This window comes from Serratia bockelmannii, from assembly GCF_008011855.1.
Taxonomy (GTDB): domain Bacteria; phylum Pseudomonadota; class Gammaproteobacteria; order Enterobacterales; family Enterobacteriaceae; genus Serratia; species Serratia bockelmannii.
Genome location: NZ_VOUX01000030.1, coordinates 1 through 12,860, shown reverse-complemented (window position 1 = coordinate 12,860; position 12,860 = coordinate 1). Strand labels below are relative to the sequence as shown.

Below are 12,860 nucleotides of genomic sequence, written 5' to 3'. Positions count from 1 at the left end.
CGTTACACGCGGCGCTTTTTCGGCGGACGACAACCGTTATGAGGGATCGGAGTCACATCAGTAATATTAGTGATGCGGAAACCAGCCGCGTTCAGAGCGCGGATAGTAGACTCACGACCAGGACCAGGTCCTTTAACCATAACTTCCAGGTTCTTGATACCGTATTCTTTTACTGCGTCGGCACAACGTTCTGCTGCAACCTGTGCTGCGAACGGAGTGGACTTACGAGAACCACGGAAACCGGAACCACCGGCTGTTGCCCAACCCAAAGCATTACCCTGACGATCAGTGATGGTAACGATGGTGTTGTTGAAAGAAGCATGGATATGAGCCACGCCGTCAGAGACTTGCTTTCTTACACGCTTACGTGTACGAACAGGTGCCTTTGCCATTATTCAATAACCCCGATTATTTCTTGATCGGCTTGCGCGGACCCTTACGGGTACGAGCGTTGGTCTTGGTGCGCTGACCGCGTACCGGCAGACCACGACGATGACGCAAACCACGATAGCAACCAAGGTCCATAAGACGCTTGATGCTCAGGGTAATTTCACGACGCAAATCACCCTCAACGGTGTATTTGGCAACTGCATCACGAAGCTTTTCGATTTGCTCTTCAGACAGCTCACTGATCTTAACATTTTCAGCAATACCCGTGGATGCACAGATAGCCTGTGAACGGGTTTTACCGATACCGAAGATCGACGTTAAGGCGATAACGGTATGTTTATGATCAGGAATGTTAATGCCTGCTATACGGGCCACTATGCACTCCTACTATTTTATACAGCAACACCATTCTGAAAAGCCCGTTTTCAGGATACTCAAATAATGTTGCAGTGCGACATACAAAAGATTGGCTGGCTAATCTAGCCAGCTCAACCCAACTTTGCAAGAAAAATATGCGAGATAATCAGCCTTGACGCTGTTTATGCTTCGGCTCGGCGCTGCAAATCACACGAACGACACCGTTACGCTTAACGATTTTGCAGTTACGACATAATTTCTTGACGGAAGCACGAACTTTCATTTTTACTCTCCGTAACTTCTCAAACGAATCTGACTAGCGGTTATAGCCTTTCAGATTTGCTTTCTTCAATGCAGACTCGTACTGACTTGACATCATCAGAGTTTGCACTTGAGCCATAAAGTCCATGATGACGACAACCACGATCAGTAGCGAGGTACCACCAAAGTAGAATGGTACTTTCATTGCATCACGCATGAACTCCGGGATCAGGCAGATGAAAGTAATGTACATCGCGCCCACCAGGGTTAAACGCGTCATTACTTTATCGATATACTTCGCCGTTTGCTCTCCCGGACGAATTCCTGGTACGAAGGCACCGGACTTCTTCAGGTTATCTGCTGTCTCACGCGGGTTGAAAACCAACGCCGTGTAGAAGAAACAGAAGAAGATGATTGCAGACGCATAGAGTAACACATAAAGCGGTTGCCCTGGCTGCAAATACAGCGAAATCGTAGTCAGCCAGTTCCAACCGGTACCGCCCCCAAACCATGATGCAATCGTGGCCGGGAACAGAATAATGCTGGAAGCGAAAATCGCCGGGATAACACCCGCCATGTTCACTTTCAACGGTAAATGTGTACTCTGTGCTGCATAAACACGACGACCTTGTTGACGCTTCGCATAGTTAACGACGATACGACGTTGACCACGCTCGATGAAAACAACGAAGAAGGTTACTGCAAACACCAATACTGCAACCAACAGCAGCAGGAGGAAGTGCAGGTCGCCTTGCCGCGCTTGCTCGATAGTATGGGCCACTGCCGGCGGGAGCCCCGCTACAATACCCGCGAAGATAATGATCGAGATACCGTTGCCGATACCGCGCTCAGTAATCTGCTCACCCAGCCACATCAGGAACATTGTCCCGGTTACCAGGCTCACAACCGCAGTAAAGTAGAATGCAAAGCCTGGATTTAACACCAGGCCCTGCATACCAGGCATATTCGGCAGACCGGTAGCAATACCAATCGACTGGAATATGGCCAATACCAGCGTACCGTAACGGGTGTACTGGCTAATCTTACGACGACCAGCCTCCCCTTCTTTCTTGATTTCCGCCAACGCTGGATGAACCACCGTCAGCAGCTGGATAATGATCGATGCCGAGATATACGGCATGATCCCCAGAGCAAAGATAGAAGCACGGCTGAGGGCACCACCAGAGAACATGTTAAACATTTCAATGATAGTGCCTCTCTGCTGCTCAAGCAATTTGGCAAGCACAGTGGCATCGATACCAGGAATCGGAATGAAAGAGCCGATGCGGAAGACAATCAGCGCGCCGATGACAAACAAAAGTCTGCGCTTCAGCTCGCCGAGCCCGCCTTTAGCACTTTGAAAATCTAATCCTGGTTGCTTAGCCATCTGCTACTTATTCCTCAATTTTACCGCCAGCAGCCTCGATAGCAGCACGAGCGCCTTTGGTGACACGCAGACCACGCAGGGTTACCGGACGAGCGACTTCGCCAGAAAGTACAACTTTCGCGAATTCGATCTGGACACCAACTACGTTAGCGGCTTTCAGCGCGTTCAGGTCGATAACATCGCCTTCAACCAGAGCCAGTTCAGACAGACGAACTTCTGCCGTGATCATCGCTTTGCGTGAAGTGAAGCCGAATTTCGGCAGACGACGGTACAGAGGCATCTGACCACCTTCAAAACCACGACGTACGCCACCGCCAGAACGAGACTTCTGACCTTTGTGACCACGGCCGCCGGTTTTACCCAGGCCAGAACCAATACCACGACCTACACGCTTAGGCGCATGCTTGGCACCTTCAGCCGGAGACAGAGTATTTAAACGCATCTGTTACTCCTCAACTTTAACCATGTAGGAAACCAGGTTGACCATACCGCGAACAGCAGGAGTATCCTCGCGCTCTACGGTGTGACCAATACGACGCAGACCCAGACCGAGCAGAGTAGCTTTATGCTTCGGCAGACGGCCAATTGAGCTGCGAGTTTGTGTAACTTTAATAGTCTTAGCCATGGTCAATTACCCCAGAATGTCGGCAACGGATTTACCACGCTTAGCAGCGACCATTTCAGGAGACTTCATATTCGCCAGAGCGTCGATAGTTGCACGAACCACGTTGATCGGGTTGGTGGAACCATAAGCTTTAGCCAATACGTTGTGCACCCCAGCAACTTCGAGAACGGCGCGCATTGCACCACCCGCGATGATACCGGTACCTTCATGAGCAGGCTGCATGAACACGCGAGAACCCGTGTGAGCGCCCTTAACAGGGTGCTGCAGGGTGCCGCTGTTCAGCGCGACGTTCATCATGTTGCGACGGGCTTTTTCCATCGCTTTCTGGATCGCTGCTGGAACTTCGCGTGCTTTGCCGTAGCCAAAACCAACGCGACCGTTACCATCACCAACTACAGTCAGTGCGGTAAAGCTGAAAATACGGCCACCTTTTACGGTTTTAGATACGCGGTTTACCGCGATCAGCTTTTCCTGCAGTTCGCCAGCTTGTTTTTCGATGTGAGCCATCTTAAACCTCTTCCTTAGAACTGAAGGCCAGCTTCACGGGCAGCATCTGCCAGTGCCTGGACTCGACCATGATATTGGAAACCGGAACGGTCAAAGGATACTTTCGCAATCCCTTTTTCCAACGCGCGCTCAGCCAGAGCTTTACCTACGGCTGCTGCTGCGTCTTTGTTACCGGAATACTTCAGTTGCTCCGCGATAGCTTTTTCTAAAGTAGAAGCGGCTACCAGTACTTCAGAACCGTTTGGAGCAATCACCTGTGCGTAAATATGACGCGGGGTACGATGTACCACCAGGCGGGTTGCACCCAGCTCTTGGAGCTTGCGGCGTGCGCGGGTCGCACGACGGATACGAGCAGATTTCTTATCCATAGTGTTACCTTACTTCTTCTTAGCCTCTTTGGTACGCACGACTTCGTCGGCGTAACGAACACCTTTGCCTTTGTAAGGCTCAGGACGACGGTAAGCGCGCAGATCTGCTGCTACCTGGCCAATAACCTGCTTATCAGCGCCTTTCAGCACGATTTCAGTTTGGCTTGGGCATTCAGCAGTGATACCTGCCGGCAGCTGGTGATCGATAGGGTGAGAGAAGCCCAGGGCCAAATTCACCACGTTGCCTTTAACGGCAGCACGATAACCAACACCTACCAGTTGAAGCTTTTTGGTGAAGCCTTCGGTAACACCAACAACCATTGCGTTCAGCAGAGCGCGCGTGGTACCCGCTTGAGCCCATGCGTTAGCAAAACCTTCGCGCGGAGCGAAAGTCAGTGCGTTAGCTTCTTGCTTCACTTCAACGGCGTCGTGGATAGTACGAGTCAACTCGCCGTTTTTACCCTTAATCGAAATAACCTGACCGTTGAGTTTTACCTCTACGCCGGCAGGAATGACGACGGGTGCTTTTGCAACACGAGACATTCTTTCCTCCCGAATTAAGCTACGTAGCAGATAATCTCGCCACCAAGACCAGCCTGGCGAGCTGCACGATCGGTCATAACACCTTTAGAGGTAGAAACAACAGCGATACCCAAACCGGCCATAACTTTTGGCAGCTCATCTTTTTTCTTGTAGATGCGCAGACCTGGACGGCTGATACGTTGAATGCTTTCTACCACAGCTTTGCCCTGGAAGTACTTCAGTACCAGTTCCAGAACAGGCTTGGCGTCGCCTTCGATTTTGAAATCTTCAATAAAACCTTCTTCCTTCAGCACGTTGGCAATTGCCACTTTCAGCTTGGAGGAAGGCATGGTGACCGCAACTTTGTTCGCGGCTTGACCGTTACGGATACGGGTCAGCATATCCGCGATCGGATCTTGCATGCTCATCTGTCTTTACTCCCGTGATTCAATTGGTAATTACCAGCTAGCCTTTTTCAAGCCTGGTACTTCACCGCGCATAGCGGCTTCACGAAGCTTAATACGGCTCAACCCGAATTTGCCCACATAACCATGTGGACGGCCAGTTTGGCGGCAGCGTTTACGCTGACGAGACGGGCTGGAATCACGCGGCAGAGTTTGCAGCTTGAGAACGGCATTCCAACGATCTTCATCGGATGCGTTCACATCAGAGATAATAGCTTTCAGTTCAGCGCGTTTTGCAAAGAACTTGTCAGCTAATTTCACGCGCTTGACTTCGCGTGCTTTCATTGATTGCTTAGCCATCAGTAACCCTGCCTTACTTGCGGAACGGGAAGTTAAAAGCAGCCAGCAGCGCGCGGCCTTCATCATCAGATTTCGCAGTAGTGGTAATGGTAATATCCAAACCACGAACGCGATCGACTTTGTCGTAGTCGATTTCTGGGAAGATGATTTGCTCACGCACGCCCATGCTGTAGTTGCCACGGCCATCGAATGACTTGGCGGACAGGCCACGGAAGTCACGGATACGTGGAACAGCAATGGAGATCAGACGCTCAAAGAACTCCCACATGCGTTCGCCACGCAGAGTTACTTTACAGCCGATCGGATAGCCCTGACGGATTTTGAAGCCTGCAACAGATTTGCGGGCTTTGGTGATCAACGGTTTTTGACCGGAGATAGCTGCCAGGTCCGCTGCGGCGTTATCCAGCAGTTTCTTGTCAGCAATCGCTTCACCAACACCCATGTTCAGGGTGATCTTCTCGACCCGAGGGACTTGCATGACAGAGTTGTAATCAAACTGAGACATCAGTTGTTTGACTACCTCGTCTTTGTAGTAATCATGCAGTTTCGCCATCGTATTACTCCAAATTACTTGATAGTTTCGCTGTTAGACTTGAAGAAACGGACTTTTTTGCCGTCTTCGAATCTAAAGCCTACACGGTCAGCCTTGCCGGTAGCCGCGTTGAAGATAGCAATGTTAGAAACCTGAATTGCAGCTTCTTTTTCAACAATGCCGCCTGGTTGGTTCAGAGCCGGAACCGGCTTCTGGTGTTTCTTAACCAGGTTGATGCCTTCAACAATGACCTTGCCAGCAGACAGGACATTTTTTACTTTACCGCGCTTACCTTTGTCTTTCCCGGTAATCACGATAACTTCGTCATCACGACGGATCTTCGCTGCCATGTTCGCTCCTTAGAGTACTTCTGGTGCCAGAGAGATAATTTTCATGAACTTCTCATTACGCAGTTCACGAGTTACCGGCCCAAAAATACGCGTACCGATAGGCTGCTCGCTGTTATTGTTCAAAATAACGCATGCATTGCCATCGAAGCGAATGACAGAACCGTCCGGGCGACGTACACCCTTCTTGGTGCGCACCACTACCGCCTTCAGAACATCGCCTTTCTTCACCTTACCGCGAGGAATTGCTTCCTTGATGGTAATTTTGATGATGTCGCCGACGCCTGCGTAGCGACGGTGCGAGCCACCTAGAACCTTGATACACATTACGCGACGTGCACCGGAGTTGTCGGCGACGTTCAGCATAGTCTGTTCTTGGATCATTTTAGTGCTCCGCTAATGTCAACTACTACTTTAAAGACCCAAGTAAAAATTAGGCCGTTGAAAAGCCCCATAACCGAGGGCGCAGCATTATAACACCGCTTACTTGGTATGGGTAGAAAAAATAAACGGCTCATTTTCTGAGCCGTTTATTAAGTGAGAGCCAGCTACTCTATTACAGAATCGCTTTCTCTACAACGCGAACCAACGTCCAGGACTTAGTCTTGGACAGTGGGCGGCATTCGCGGATTTCCACCACGTCGCCGGTACCACATTCGTTGTTCTCGTCATGTACGTGCAGCTTGGTCGTACGTTTGATGAATTTCCCGTAGATCGGGTGCTTCACAGTACGTTCGATAGCAACAACGATGGATTTCTCCATTTTATCGCTAACAACACGACCCTGCAGGGTACGGATAACTTCAGTCATTTACACACCCGCCTTTTGAGTCAGTAAAGTCTTAACGCGTGCGACGTCACGACGCACTTGTTTCAACAGGTGAGTTTGTTGCAGCTGGCCACTGGCCGCCTGCATGCGCAAGTTGAATTGCTCACGCAGCAGGTTGAGCAGCTCGGCATTCAGCTCTTCAACGCTTTTTTCACGCAGCTCTTGTGCTTTCATTACATCACCGTCTTAGTTACAAAGGTGGTTTTGATCGGCAGTTTCGCTGCTGCCAGTTTGAATGCCTCGCGGGCAACCTCTTCTGGCACGCCGTCCATTTCGTACAGGACCTTACCAGGCTGGATCAGGGCAACCCAATACTCCACGTTACCCTTACCTTTACCCATACGCACTTCCAGCGGCTTCTCGGTGATCGGTTTGTCCGGGAATACACGGATCCAGATCTTGCCTTGACGCTTAACTGCACGAGTCATTGCACGACGAGCTGCTTCGATTTGACGAGCAGTCAGACGGCCACGGCCAACAGCTTTCAGACCGAAAGTGCCGAAGCTAACATCCGTACCTTGCGCCAGACCACGGTTGCGGCCCTTGTGCACCTTACGGAATTTTGTACGCTTTGGTTGTAACATCAGCGACTCTCCTTACTTGCGGCCTTTACGCTGCTGCTTTTTAGGTTGAGCAGCCGGTTCCGGTTGTTCAACTGCAGCCATACCACCCAGGATCTCACCTTTGAAGATCCATACCTTAACGCCGATTACACCATAAGTGGTGTGCGCTTCAGATGTGTTGTAGTCGATGTCCGCACGCAGAGTGTGCAATGGAACACGACCTTCGCGGTACCATTCGGTACGTGCGATTTCAGCGCCGCCAAGACGGCCGCTTACTTCAACTTTGATACCTTTAGCGCCAAGACGCATTGCGTTCTGTACTGCACGCTTCATAGCACGACGGAACATAACGCGACGTTCCAGCTGAGAAGTGATGCTGTCAGCAACCAATTTAGCGTCGAGTTCCGGTTTACGGACTTCGGCGATGTTGATCTGTGCAGGAACGCCAGCGATGTCCGCTACGACCTTGCGCAGTTTTTCGACGTCTTCACCTTTCTTGCCGATAACGATGCCTGGGCGAGCAGTGTGAATGGTCACACGGATGCTCTTCGCAGGACGCTCGATAACGATGCGAGAAACGGAAGCTTTCGACAGTTCCTTAGTCAGGAATTGACGAACTTTAAAGTCGCTGTCCAGGTTGTCAGCGAATTCTTTGGTATTCGCATACCAAGTAGAGTTCCAAGGTTTGACAATACCCAGGCGAATACCATTAGGATGTACTTTCTGACCCATTGCTAGTCTCCAGAGTCTCAGCGATCGGACACAACCACAGTAATGTGGCTGGTGCGCTTCAGGATGCGATCTGCACGACCTTTCGCACGCGGCATAATGCGCTTCATGCTTGGGCCTTCGTCTACGAAGATTTTCGTAACTTTCAGATCATCGATGTCAGCGCCATCGTTGTGTTCTGCGTTAGCAATGGCAGACTCCAGCACTTTCTTAACCAGACCAGCAGCTTTCTTGTTGGTGTAGGTCAGAGTTTCCAGAGCTTGCGACACTTTCTTACCGCGAATCAGGTCAGCAACAAGGCGAACCTTCTGAGCAGAAGAACGAGCGTGGCGATGTTTAGCGATAGTTTCCATCTCTTCCTCCTACCTTAGCGCTTTTTAGCTTTTTTATCAGCCGCATGGCCGCGATAAGTACGAGTCGGCGCGAATTCACCCAGTTTGTGACCGACCATTTCATCGGAAACGAACACTGGTACGTGCTGACGACCATTATGGACAGCGATGGTCAAACCGATCATGTTAGGAAAGATCGTTGAACGACGGGACCAAGTGCGCAAAGGCTTCTTGTCACCGCTTTCCACCGCTTTCTCTACCTTCTTCAGCAAGTGCAGGTCAATAAAAGGACCTTTCTTGAGAGAACGTGGCATGGCTTATCCTCTAATTATTTTTTGCTACGGCGACGTACGATGAACTTATCAGTACGCTTGTTGCTACGGGTCTTCTTACCTTTGGTCTGAACGCCCCACGGAGTTACCGGGTGCTTACCAAAGTTACGACCTTCACCACCACCGTGCGGGTGATCTACCGGGTTCATCGCCGTACCGCGAACGGTAGGACGAACACCACGCCAACGTGCAGCACCTGCTTTACCCAGAACGCGAAGCATGTGTTCAGCGTTACCGACTTCACCCAGGGTGGCGCGGCAATCAGCTGGAACTTTACGCATTTCGCCAGAGCGCAGACGCAGAGTTACGTAGGAACCATCACGAGCAACGATCTGAACGTAGGCACCAGCGGAGCGAGCCATCTGGCCGCCTTTACCTGGTTTCATTTCTACGTTGTGAACCGTTGAACCAACTGGAATGTTGCGCATCGGCAGGGTGTTGCCCGCTTTGATTGCAGCATCAACGCCAGATTGAATCTGGTCACCAGCTTTCAGGCCTTTCGGCGCCAGGATGTAACGGCGTTCGCCGTCTTTGTACAGAACCAGCGCGATGTTCGCGGAACGGTTCGGATCGTACTCCAGACGCTCAACCACAGCAGGGATACCGTCTTTGTTGCGCTTGAAGTCAACCAGACGATAATGTTGCTTGTGGCCACCACCGATATGACGGGTGGTGATACGGCCATTGTTGTTACGACCACCGCTTTTGCTCAGTTTTTCCAGCAGCGGGGCATAAGGTTTACCCTTGTGCAGCTCAGGGTTAACCACTTTAACAACGTGGCGACGACCCGGAGATGTAGGTTTACATTTAACAATTGCCATTGTTCTTACTCCTCCGACTTACTCTGCGCCGCCGATGAAGTCCAGATTCTGGCCTTCTTTCAGGGTGACGTAAGCTTTTTTCCAGTCGCTACGACGACCAACACGCTGACCGTGACGCTTCACTTTCCCTTTAACTACCAGGGTGTTCACGTCTTCGACTTCGACTTCAAACAGTTTCTGCACTGCAGCTTTGATTTCTGCTTTGGTCGCGTCTTTGGCAACTTTGAGAACGATGGTGTTGCTTTTTTCCATCGCAGCGGATGCTTTTTCAGATACGTGCGGTGCACGCAGCACTTTCAGCAAACGTTCTTCACGGATCATGCCAGCATCTCCTCAACTTGCTTCACAGCATCAGCAGTCATAACCACTTTGTCGAAGGCGATCAGGCTAACCGGATCGATACCTGCTACATCGCGCACGTCAACCTTGTACAGGTTGCGAGCTGCCAGGAACAGATTCTCATCCAGTTCACCGGTCACGATCAGCACGTCTTCCAGAGCCATATCTTTCAGTTTCTGTGCCAGCAGCTTAGTTTTAGGCGCTTCTACAGAGAACTTCTCGACAACGATCAGACGATCTTGACGTACCAGCTCGGACAGGATGCTTTTCAGCGCGCCGCGGTACATCTTTTTGTTTACTTTCTGACTGTGGTCCTGTGGCTTAGCAGCAAAGGTCACGCCGCCTGAACGCCAGATCGGGCTCTTTACAGAACCTGAACGCGCACGGCCGGTGCCTTTCTGACGCCATGGCTTTTTGCCGGAACCAGTTACTTCAGCACGGGTCTTCTGAGCACGGGTACCTTGACGGGCACCTGCTGCATAAGCAACAACAACCTGGTGTACCAGCGCTTCGTTGAAATCACGACCGAAGGTAGTTTCGGAAACAGTCAGCGCGCTTTGCGCGTCTTTCAATACTAATTCCATTGCTATCCCCTTACGCCTTCACAGCTGGTTTAACGATCAGGTTGCCACCGGTTGCGCCCGGTACAGCACCCTTAACCAGCAGCAGGTTGCGCTCAGCGTCAACACGTACTACGTCCAGGCTCTGAACGGTTACGCGCTCATCACCCAGGTGGCCAGCCATTTTCTTGCCTTTGAACACTTTGCCCGGAGTCTGGTTCTGACCGATAGAACCCGGAACGCGGTGAGACAAGGAGTTACCGTGGGTAGCGTCTTGGGTACGGAAGTTCCAGCGCTTAACAGTGCCAGCAAAACCTTTACCTTTAGAAGTACCGGTAACATCGACTTTTTTAACGTCAGCGAAGATTTCTACGCTAATTTCCTGACCTGCAGCGAACTCTTGACCTTCTTCAAGGCGGAATTCCCACAGACCACGGCCAGCTTCAACGCCAGCTTTAGCGAAATGGCCCGCTTCCGGCTTGGTTACACGGTTAGCTTTTTTGCTACCAGTGGTAACCTGAACGGCACGGTAACCGTCGGTGTCCAGGCTTTTAACCTGAGTCACGCGGTTCGCTTCAATTTCAATTACGGTTACTGGGATAGAAACGCCATCTTCAGTGAAGATACGGGTCATACCCACTTTTTTACCGACTAAACCAATCATTGTTTCAACCTCTCAATCGCTCAATGACCTGATTAACCCAGGCTGATCTGCACGTCTACACCGGCAGCCAGATCCAGACGCATCAGAGCATCAACGGTTTTCTCGGTTGGCTCAACGATGTCAACCAGACGCTTGTGAGTGCGAATCTCGTACTGATCGCGCGCGTCTTTGTTGACGTGCGGAGAGATCAGAACGGTAAAGCGCTCTTTGCGAGTTGGCAGCGGGATCGGACCACGGACTTGCGCACCAGTGCGCTTTGCAGTCTCGACGATTTCCGCGGTTGATTGATCGATCAGACGATGATCAAACGCTTTCAGGCGGATACGGATTCTTTGGTTCTGCATGAGACCAGAGCTCCAATTATTTATAAACGTAAATAATTACTCCTCACACCCATTTCGATTGATGGGGGAGTGTAATCGTCAACATATAACCCCCATATCGGGAGTATTGTTCGAAAGGCAAAAAAGGCCTGCCAATCGACTGATTCGCTAAAATCAGGCTTACCAAGATTAGGTAAGCCCGCGCATTATACGCAAAATGGCCCAGGAAGCAAGCCGCAGTTGGAAATATGCTCAGGAAATCGTCATTTTTGCGCGTTCAGTGTCAGTTTGCGGGTTAGCACGGTGAGCAGGGAATGAATTATGCTTAGGGTGGGTTGAGCTCTCCCCTGCCCCGCCGTGAAAACGGCCGCCGGCAGGAGAGGCAATGGCGAATAGGCTGAAGGCTTTACTCTTTGCGCTCCAAAATCTGGGCCTGGGCATAGTTTTGAATACCGAGGCGAGCGATGAGGTCCAGCTCGGTTTCCAGCCAGTCGATATGCTCTTCTTCATCGGCCAGGATATCGATCATCAAATCGCGGCTGACATAATCGTGAATAGAATCGGCATAGGCGATACCTTCACGCAGGTTCTTGGCACCAGCCAGCTCCAGAGCCAGATCGGAACGCAGCATCTCTTCAATATCTTCGCCGATGTTCAGCTTGCCGAGATCTTGCAGGTTAGGAAGCCCTTCCAGGAACAGGATACGCTCGATGTAGCGATCGGCATGTTTCATTTCGTCGATCGACTCGTGGTATTCCTTGTCGTTGAGGCGCATTAAGCCCCAATTCTTGAACATGCGGGCGTGCAGGAAATATTGATTGATGGCAACCAGCTCGTTGCCGAGCAGCTTGTTGAGGTGAGCAATGATCTTTTTATCGCCTTTCATAGATAACTCCTCCTGGCCAGTTCTAAAAGTGTAGAACCTGTAAGCCAAGAGTCAAAAATAACCTCACCCTTTGTTAGGCAACTTCATGCATTGGGATGATAGTTCCGCGTTCCTCCACCATAATCTGTCTTGCCTGACGAATGCACTTTCCACAATCGGTACCAATCGGCACAAGTTCACGCAGCTGCTTCATGGTATGGGGATTGTGCTGACGCACCGCATTACGGATCGCTTTGTCAGTCACCGCATTACACAGACATACATACATAGAGAGACTCACTTCTTAACCAATGCATTGAGTCTAAATAGGAATGGTTTTTATTTCAATTAAGATTTGAGCAAATTTGACTAGTCCTGATATAGGTTGACACTTTTCAACCGGATAACGCCCGATGAACCTCATCGGGCGTTTTGTATTTCAG

27 protein-coding genes are annotated in these 12,860 nt (G+C 50.7%); all 27 read right to left on the bottom strand.

Annotation, left to right across the window (positions count from 1 at the left end; all coding sequences use genetic code 11):
• Positions 1 to 2: 2 nt before the first annotated feature.
• Positions 3 to 392 carry a 30S ribosomal protein S11 gene (rpsK, locus tag FOT55_RS14180; RefSeq protein WP_004929731.1) on the bottom strand — a complete coding sequence of 130 codons (390 nt, stop codon included), beginning with the start codon at positions 390 to 392 and terminating at the stop codon, positions 3 to 5.
• Positions 393 to 408: 16 nt separating this feature from the next.
• On the bottom strand, positions 409 to 765 hold the full coding sequence (gene rpsM, locus FOT55_RS14175) for a 30S ribosomal protein S13 (RefSeq protein ID WP_004929734.1): 357 nt from the start codon (positions 763 to 765) through the stop codon (positions 409 to 411).
• 148 nt (positions 766 to 913) lie between these two features.
• Positions 914 to 1,030: a 50S ribosomal protein L36 gene (gene rpmJ / locus FOT55_RS14170; RefSeq protein ID WP_002227352.1), complete on the bottom strand. Its 117-nt coding sequence runs from the start codon at positions 1,028 to 1,030 to the stop codon at positions 914 to 916.
• Between the two features lie 33 nt (positions 1,031 to 1,063).
• Positions 1,064 to 2,395 (bottom strand): preprotein translocase subunit SecY, encoded by a 1,332-nt coding sequence (secY, locus tag FOT55_RS14165; protein ID WP_004929740.1) that lies wholly within the window; start codon positions 2,393 to 2,395, stop codon positions 1,064 to 1,066.
• 7 nt (positions 2,396 to 2,402) lie between these two features.
• Positions 2,403 to 2,837: a 50S ribosomal protein L15 gene (rplO, locus tag FOT55_RS14160; RefSeq protein WP_004929742.1), complete on the bottom strand. Its 435-nt coding sequence runs from the start codon at positions 2,835 to 2,837 to the stop codon at positions 2,403 to 2,405.
• A 3-nt stretch (positions 2,838 to 2,840) separates the two neighbouring features.
• Positions 2,841 to 3,020, bottom strand: a complete 180-nt coding sequence (gene rpmD, locus FOT55_RS14155; protein ID WP_048232028.1) for a 50S ribosomal protein L30 — start codon at positions 3,018 to 3,020, stop codon at positions 2,841 to 2,843.
• Between the two features lie 6 nt (positions 3,021 to 3,026).
• The gene (gene rpsE, locus FOT55_RS14150; RefSeq protein WP_004929747.1) at positions 3,027 to 3,527 is read right to left on the bottom strand and encodes a 30S ribosomal protein S5; all 501 of its coding nucleotides are present in this window, start codon (positions 3,525 to 3,527) and stop codon (positions 3,027 to 3,029) included.
• A 14-nt stretch (positions 3,528 to 3,541) separates the two neighbouring features.
• Positions 3,542 to 3,895 carry a 50S ribosomal protein L18 gene (gene rplR, locus FOT55_RS14145; protein WP_004929748.1) on the bottom strand — a complete coding sequence of 118 codons (354 nt, stop codon included), beginning with the start codon at positions 3,893 to 3,895 and terminating at the stop codon, positions 3,542 to 3,544.
• A gap of 9 nt (positions 3,896 to 3,904) precedes the next feature.
• On the bottom strand, positions 3,905 to 4,438 hold the full coding sequence (gene rplF / locus FOT55_RS14140; protein ID WP_004929751.1) for a 50S ribosomal protein L6: 534 nt from the start codon (positions 4,436 to 4,438) through the stop codon (positions 3,905 to 3,907).
• Positions 4,439 to 4,452: 14 nt separating this feature from the next.
• Positions 4,453 to 4,845: a 30S ribosomal protein S8 gene (rpsH, locus tag FOT55_RS14135; RefSeq protein WP_004929753.1), complete on the bottom strand. Its 393-nt coding sequence runs from the start codon at positions 4,843 to 4,845 to the stop codon at positions 4,453 to 4,455.
• A 30-nt stretch (positions 4,846 to 4,875) separates the two neighbouring features.
• Positions 4,876 to 5,181 carry a 30S ribosomal protein S14 gene (gene rpsN, locus FOT55_RS14130; protein WP_004929754.1) on the bottom strand — a complete coding sequence of 102 codons (306 nt, stop codon included), beginning with the start codon at positions 5,179 to 5,181 and terminating at the stop codon, positions 4,876 to 4,878.
• 13 nt (positions 5,182 to 5,194) lie between these two features.
• A complete protein-coding gene (rplE, locus tag FOT55_RS14125; RefSeq protein WP_004929756.1) occupies positions 5,195 to 5,734 on the bottom strand; it encodes a 50S ribosomal protein L5 in 540 nt (179 codons plus the stop codon).
• 14 nt (positions 5,735 to 5,748) lie between these two features.
• Positions 5,749 to 6,063, bottom strand: a complete 315-nt coding sequence (gene rplX, locus FOT55_RS14120; protein WP_004929758.1) for a 50S ribosomal protein L24 — start codon at positions 6,061 to 6,063, stop codon at positions 5,749 to 5,751.
• A 9-nt stretch (positions 6,064 to 6,072) separates the two neighbouring features.
• On the bottom strand, positions 6,073 to 6,444 hold the full coding sequence (gene rplN / locus FOT55_RS14115) for a 50S ribosomal protein L14 (RefSeq protein WP_000613954.1): 372 nt from the start codon (positions 6,442 to 6,444) through the stop codon (positions 6,073 to 6,075).
• Positions 6,445 to 6,616: 172 nt separating this feature from the next.
• Positions 6,617 to 6,871, bottom strand: coding sequence for a 30S ribosomal protein S17 (gene rpsQ, locus FOT55_RS14110; protein WP_004929760.1), 255 nt, complete (start codon positions 6,869 to 6,871; stop codon positions 6,617 to 6,619).
• Positions 6,872 to 7,063: a 50S ribosomal protein L29 gene (gene rpmC / locus FOT55_RS14105; protein WP_004929762.1), complete on the bottom strand. Its 192-nt coding sequence runs from the start codon at positions 7,061 to 7,063 to the stop codon at positions 6,872 to 6,874.
• On the bottom strand, positions 7,063 to 7,473 hold the full coding sequence (gene rplP, locus FOT55_RS14100; protein ID WP_004929764.1) for a 50S ribosomal protein L16: 411 nt from the start codon (positions 7,471 to 7,473) through the stop codon (positions 7,063 to 7,065). Before rplP ends, rpmC begins: the two co-directional genes overlap by 1 nt.
• 12 nt (positions 7,474 to 7,485) lie before the next feature.
• Positions 7,486 to 8,184, bottom strand: a complete 699-nt coding sequence (gene rpsC, locus FOT55_RS14095; RefSeq protein WP_004929766.1) for a 30S ribosomal protein S3 — start codon at positions 8,182 to 8,184, stop codon at positions 7,486 to 7,488.
• Between the two features lie 17 nt (positions 8,185 to 8,201).
• On the bottom strand, positions 8,202 to 8,534 hold the full coding sequence (gene rplV, locus FOT55_RS14090; RefSeq protein ID WP_002223844.1) for a 50S ribosomal protein L22: 333 nt from the start codon (positions 8,532 to 8,534) through the stop codon (positions 8,202 to 8,204).
• Between the two features lie 14 nt (positions 8,535 to 8,548).
• Complete coding sequence (rpsS, locus tag FOT55_RS14085; protein WP_004929772.1) at positions 8,549 to 8,827, bottom strand: 30S ribosomal protein S19; 279 nt, start codon at positions 8,825 to 8,827, stop codon at positions 8,549 to 8,551.
• Positions 8,828 to 8,841: 14 nt separating this feature from the next.
• A complete protein-coding gene (rplB, locus tag FOT55_RS14080) occupies positions 8,842 to 9,666 on the bottom strand; it encodes a 50S ribosomal protein L2 (RefSeq protein WP_004929775.1) in 825 nt (274 codons plus the stop codon).
• A gap of 18 nt (positions 9,667 to 9,684) precedes the next feature.
• Positions 9,685 to 9,987 carry a 50S ribosomal protein L23 gene (gene rplW / locus FOT55_RS14075; RefSeq protein ID WP_004951179.1) on the bottom strand — a complete coding sequence of 101 codons (303 nt, stop codon included), beginning with the start codon at positions 9,985 to 9,987 and terminating at the stop codon, positions 9,685 to 9,687.
• Complete coding sequence (gene rplD / locus FOT55_RS14070; protein ID WP_004929779.1) at positions 9,984 to 10,589, bottom strand: 50S ribosomal protein L4; 606 nt, start codon at positions 10,587 to 10,589, stop codon at positions 9,984 to 9,986. Before rplD ends, rplW begins: the two co-directional genes overlap by 4 nt.
• Before the next feature lie 10 nt (positions 10,590 to 10,599).
• Entirely contained in the window at positions 10,600 to 11,229 is a 630-nt protein-coding gene (rplC, locus tag FOT55_RS14065) for a 50S ribosomal protein L3 (protein ID WP_015379265.1), read from the bottom strand.
• A 32-nt stretch (positions 11,230 to 11,261) separates the two neighbouring features.
• Positions 11,262 to 11,573 (bottom strand): 30S ribosomal protein S10, encoded by a 312-nt coding sequence (gene rpsJ, locus FOT55_RS14060; protein WP_001181005.1) that lies wholly within the window; start codon positions 11,571 to 11,573, stop codon positions 11,262 to 11,264.
• A 385-nt stretch (positions 11,574 to 11,958) separates the two neighbouring features.
• On the bottom strand, positions 11,959 to 12,438 hold the full coding sequence (gene bfr / locus FOT55_RS14055; protein WP_019456183.1) for a bacterioferritin: 480 nt from the start codon (positions 12,436 to 12,438) through the stop codon (positions 11,959 to 11,961).
• 73 nt (positions 12,439 to 12,511) lie between these two features.
• A complete protein-coding gene (gene bfd / locus FOT55_RS14050; protein WP_015379266.1) occupies positions 12,512 to 12,706 on the bottom strand; it encodes a bacterioferritin-associated ferredoxin in 195 nt (64 codons plus the stop codon).
• Positions 12,707 to 12,860 lie beyond the last annotated feature (154 nt).

Excerpts from the sequence above, each read along its gene's own strand:
- rpsK (WP_004929731.1), bottom strand. The coding sequence starts at position 392 with ATGGCAAAGGCACCTGTTCGTACACGTAAGCGTGTAAGAAAGCAAGTC.
- rpmJ (WP_002227352.1), bottom strand. The coding sequence starts at position 1,030 with ATGAAAGTTCGTGCTTCCGTCAAGAAATTATGTCGTAACTGCAAAATC.
- secY (WP_004929740.1), bottom strand. The coding sequence starts at position 2,395 with ATGGCTAAGCAACCAGGATTAGATTTTCAAAGTGCTAAAGGCGGGCTC.
- rplO (WP_004929742.1), bottom strand. The coding sequence starts at position 2,837 with ATGCGTTTAAATACTCTGTCTCCGGCTGAAGGTGCCAAGCATGCGCCT.
- rpmD (WP_048232028.1), bottom strand. The coding sequence starts at position 3,020 with ATGGCTAAGACTATTAAAGTTACACAAACTCGCAGCTCAATTGGCCGT.
- rpsE (WP_004929747.1), bottom strand. The coding sequence starts at position 3,527 with ATGGCTCACATCGAAAAACAAGCTGGCGAACTGCAGGAAAAGCTGATC.
- rplR (WP_004929748.1), bottom strand. The coding sequence starts at position 3,895 with ATGGATAAGAAATCTGCTCGTATCCGTCGTGCGACCCGCGCACGCCGC.
- rplF (WP_004929751.1), bottom strand. The coding sequence starts at position 4,438 with ATGTCTCGTGTTGCAAAAGCACCCGTCGTCATTCCTGCCGGCGTAGAG.
- rpsH (WP_004929753.1), bottom strand. The coding sequence starts at position 4,845 with ATGAGCATGCAAGATCCGATCGCGGATATGCTGACCCGTATCCGTAAC.
- rpsN (WP_004929754.1), bottom strand. The coding sequence starts at position 5,181 with ATGGCTAAGCAATCAATGAAAGCACGCGAAGTCAAGCGCGTGAAATTA.
- rplE (WP_004929756.1), bottom strand. The coding sequence starts at position 5,734 with ATGGCGAAACTGCATGATTACTACAAAGACGAGGTAGTCAAACAACTG.
- rplX (WP_004929758.1), bottom strand. The coding sequence starts at position 6,063 with ATGGCAGCGAAGATCCGTCGTGATGACGAAGTTATCGTGATTACCGGG.
- rplN (WP_000613954.1), bottom strand. The coding sequence starts at position 6,444 with ATGATCCAAGAACAGACTATGCTGAACGTCGCCGACAACTCCGGTGCA.
- rpsQ (WP_004929760.1), bottom strand. The coding sequence starts at position 6,871 with ATGACTGAAGTTATCCGTACCCTGCAGGGTCGTGTTGTTAGCGATAAA.
- rpmC (WP_004929762.1), bottom strand. The coding sequence starts at position 7,063 with ATGAAAGCACAAGAGCTGCGTGAAAAAAGCGTTGAAGAGCTGAATGCC.
- rplP (WP_004929764.1), bottom strand. The coding sequence starts at position 7,473 with ATGTTACAACCAAAGCGTACAAAATTCCGTAAGGTGCACAAGGGCCGC.
- rpsC (WP_004929766.1), bottom strand. The coding sequence starts at position 8,184 with ATGGGTCAGAAAGTACATCCTAATGGTATTCGCCTGGGTATTGTCAAA.
- rplV (WP_002223844.1), bottom strand. The coding sequence starts at position 8,534 with ATGGAAACTATCGCTAAACATCGCCACGCTCGTTCTTCTGCTCAGAAG.
- rpsS (WP_004929772.1), bottom strand. The coding sequence starts at position 8,827 with ATGCCACGTTCTCTCAAGAAAGGTCCTTTTATTGACCTGCACTTGCTG.
- rplB (WP_004929775.1), bottom strand. The coding sequence starts at position 9,666 with ATGGCAATTGTTAAATGTAAACCTACATCTCCGGGTCGTCGCCACGTT.
- rplW (WP_004951179.1), bottom strand. The coding sequence starts at position 9,987 with ATGATCCGTGAAGAACGTTTGCTGAAAGTGCTGCGTGCACCGCACGTA.
- rplD (WP_004929779.1), bottom strand. The coding sequence starts at position 10,589 with ATGGAATTAGTATTGAAAGACGCGCAAAGCGCGCTGACTGTTTCCGAA.
- rplC (WP_015379265.1), bottom strand. The coding sequence starts at position 11,229 with ATGATTGGTTTAGTCGGTAAAAAAGTGGGTATGACCCGTATCTTCACT.
- rpsJ (WP_001181005.1), bottom strand. The coding sequence starts at position 11,573 with ATGCAGAACCAAAGAATCCGTATCCGCCTGAAAGCGTTTGATCATCGT.
- bfr (WP_019456183.1), bottom strand. The coding sequence starts at position 12,438 with ATGAAAGGCGATAAAAAGATCATTGCTCACCTCAACAAGCTGCTCGGC.
- bfd (WP_015379266.1), bottom strand. The coding sequence starts at position 12,706 with ATGTATGTATGTCTGTGTAATGCGGTGACTGACAAAGCGATCCGTAAT.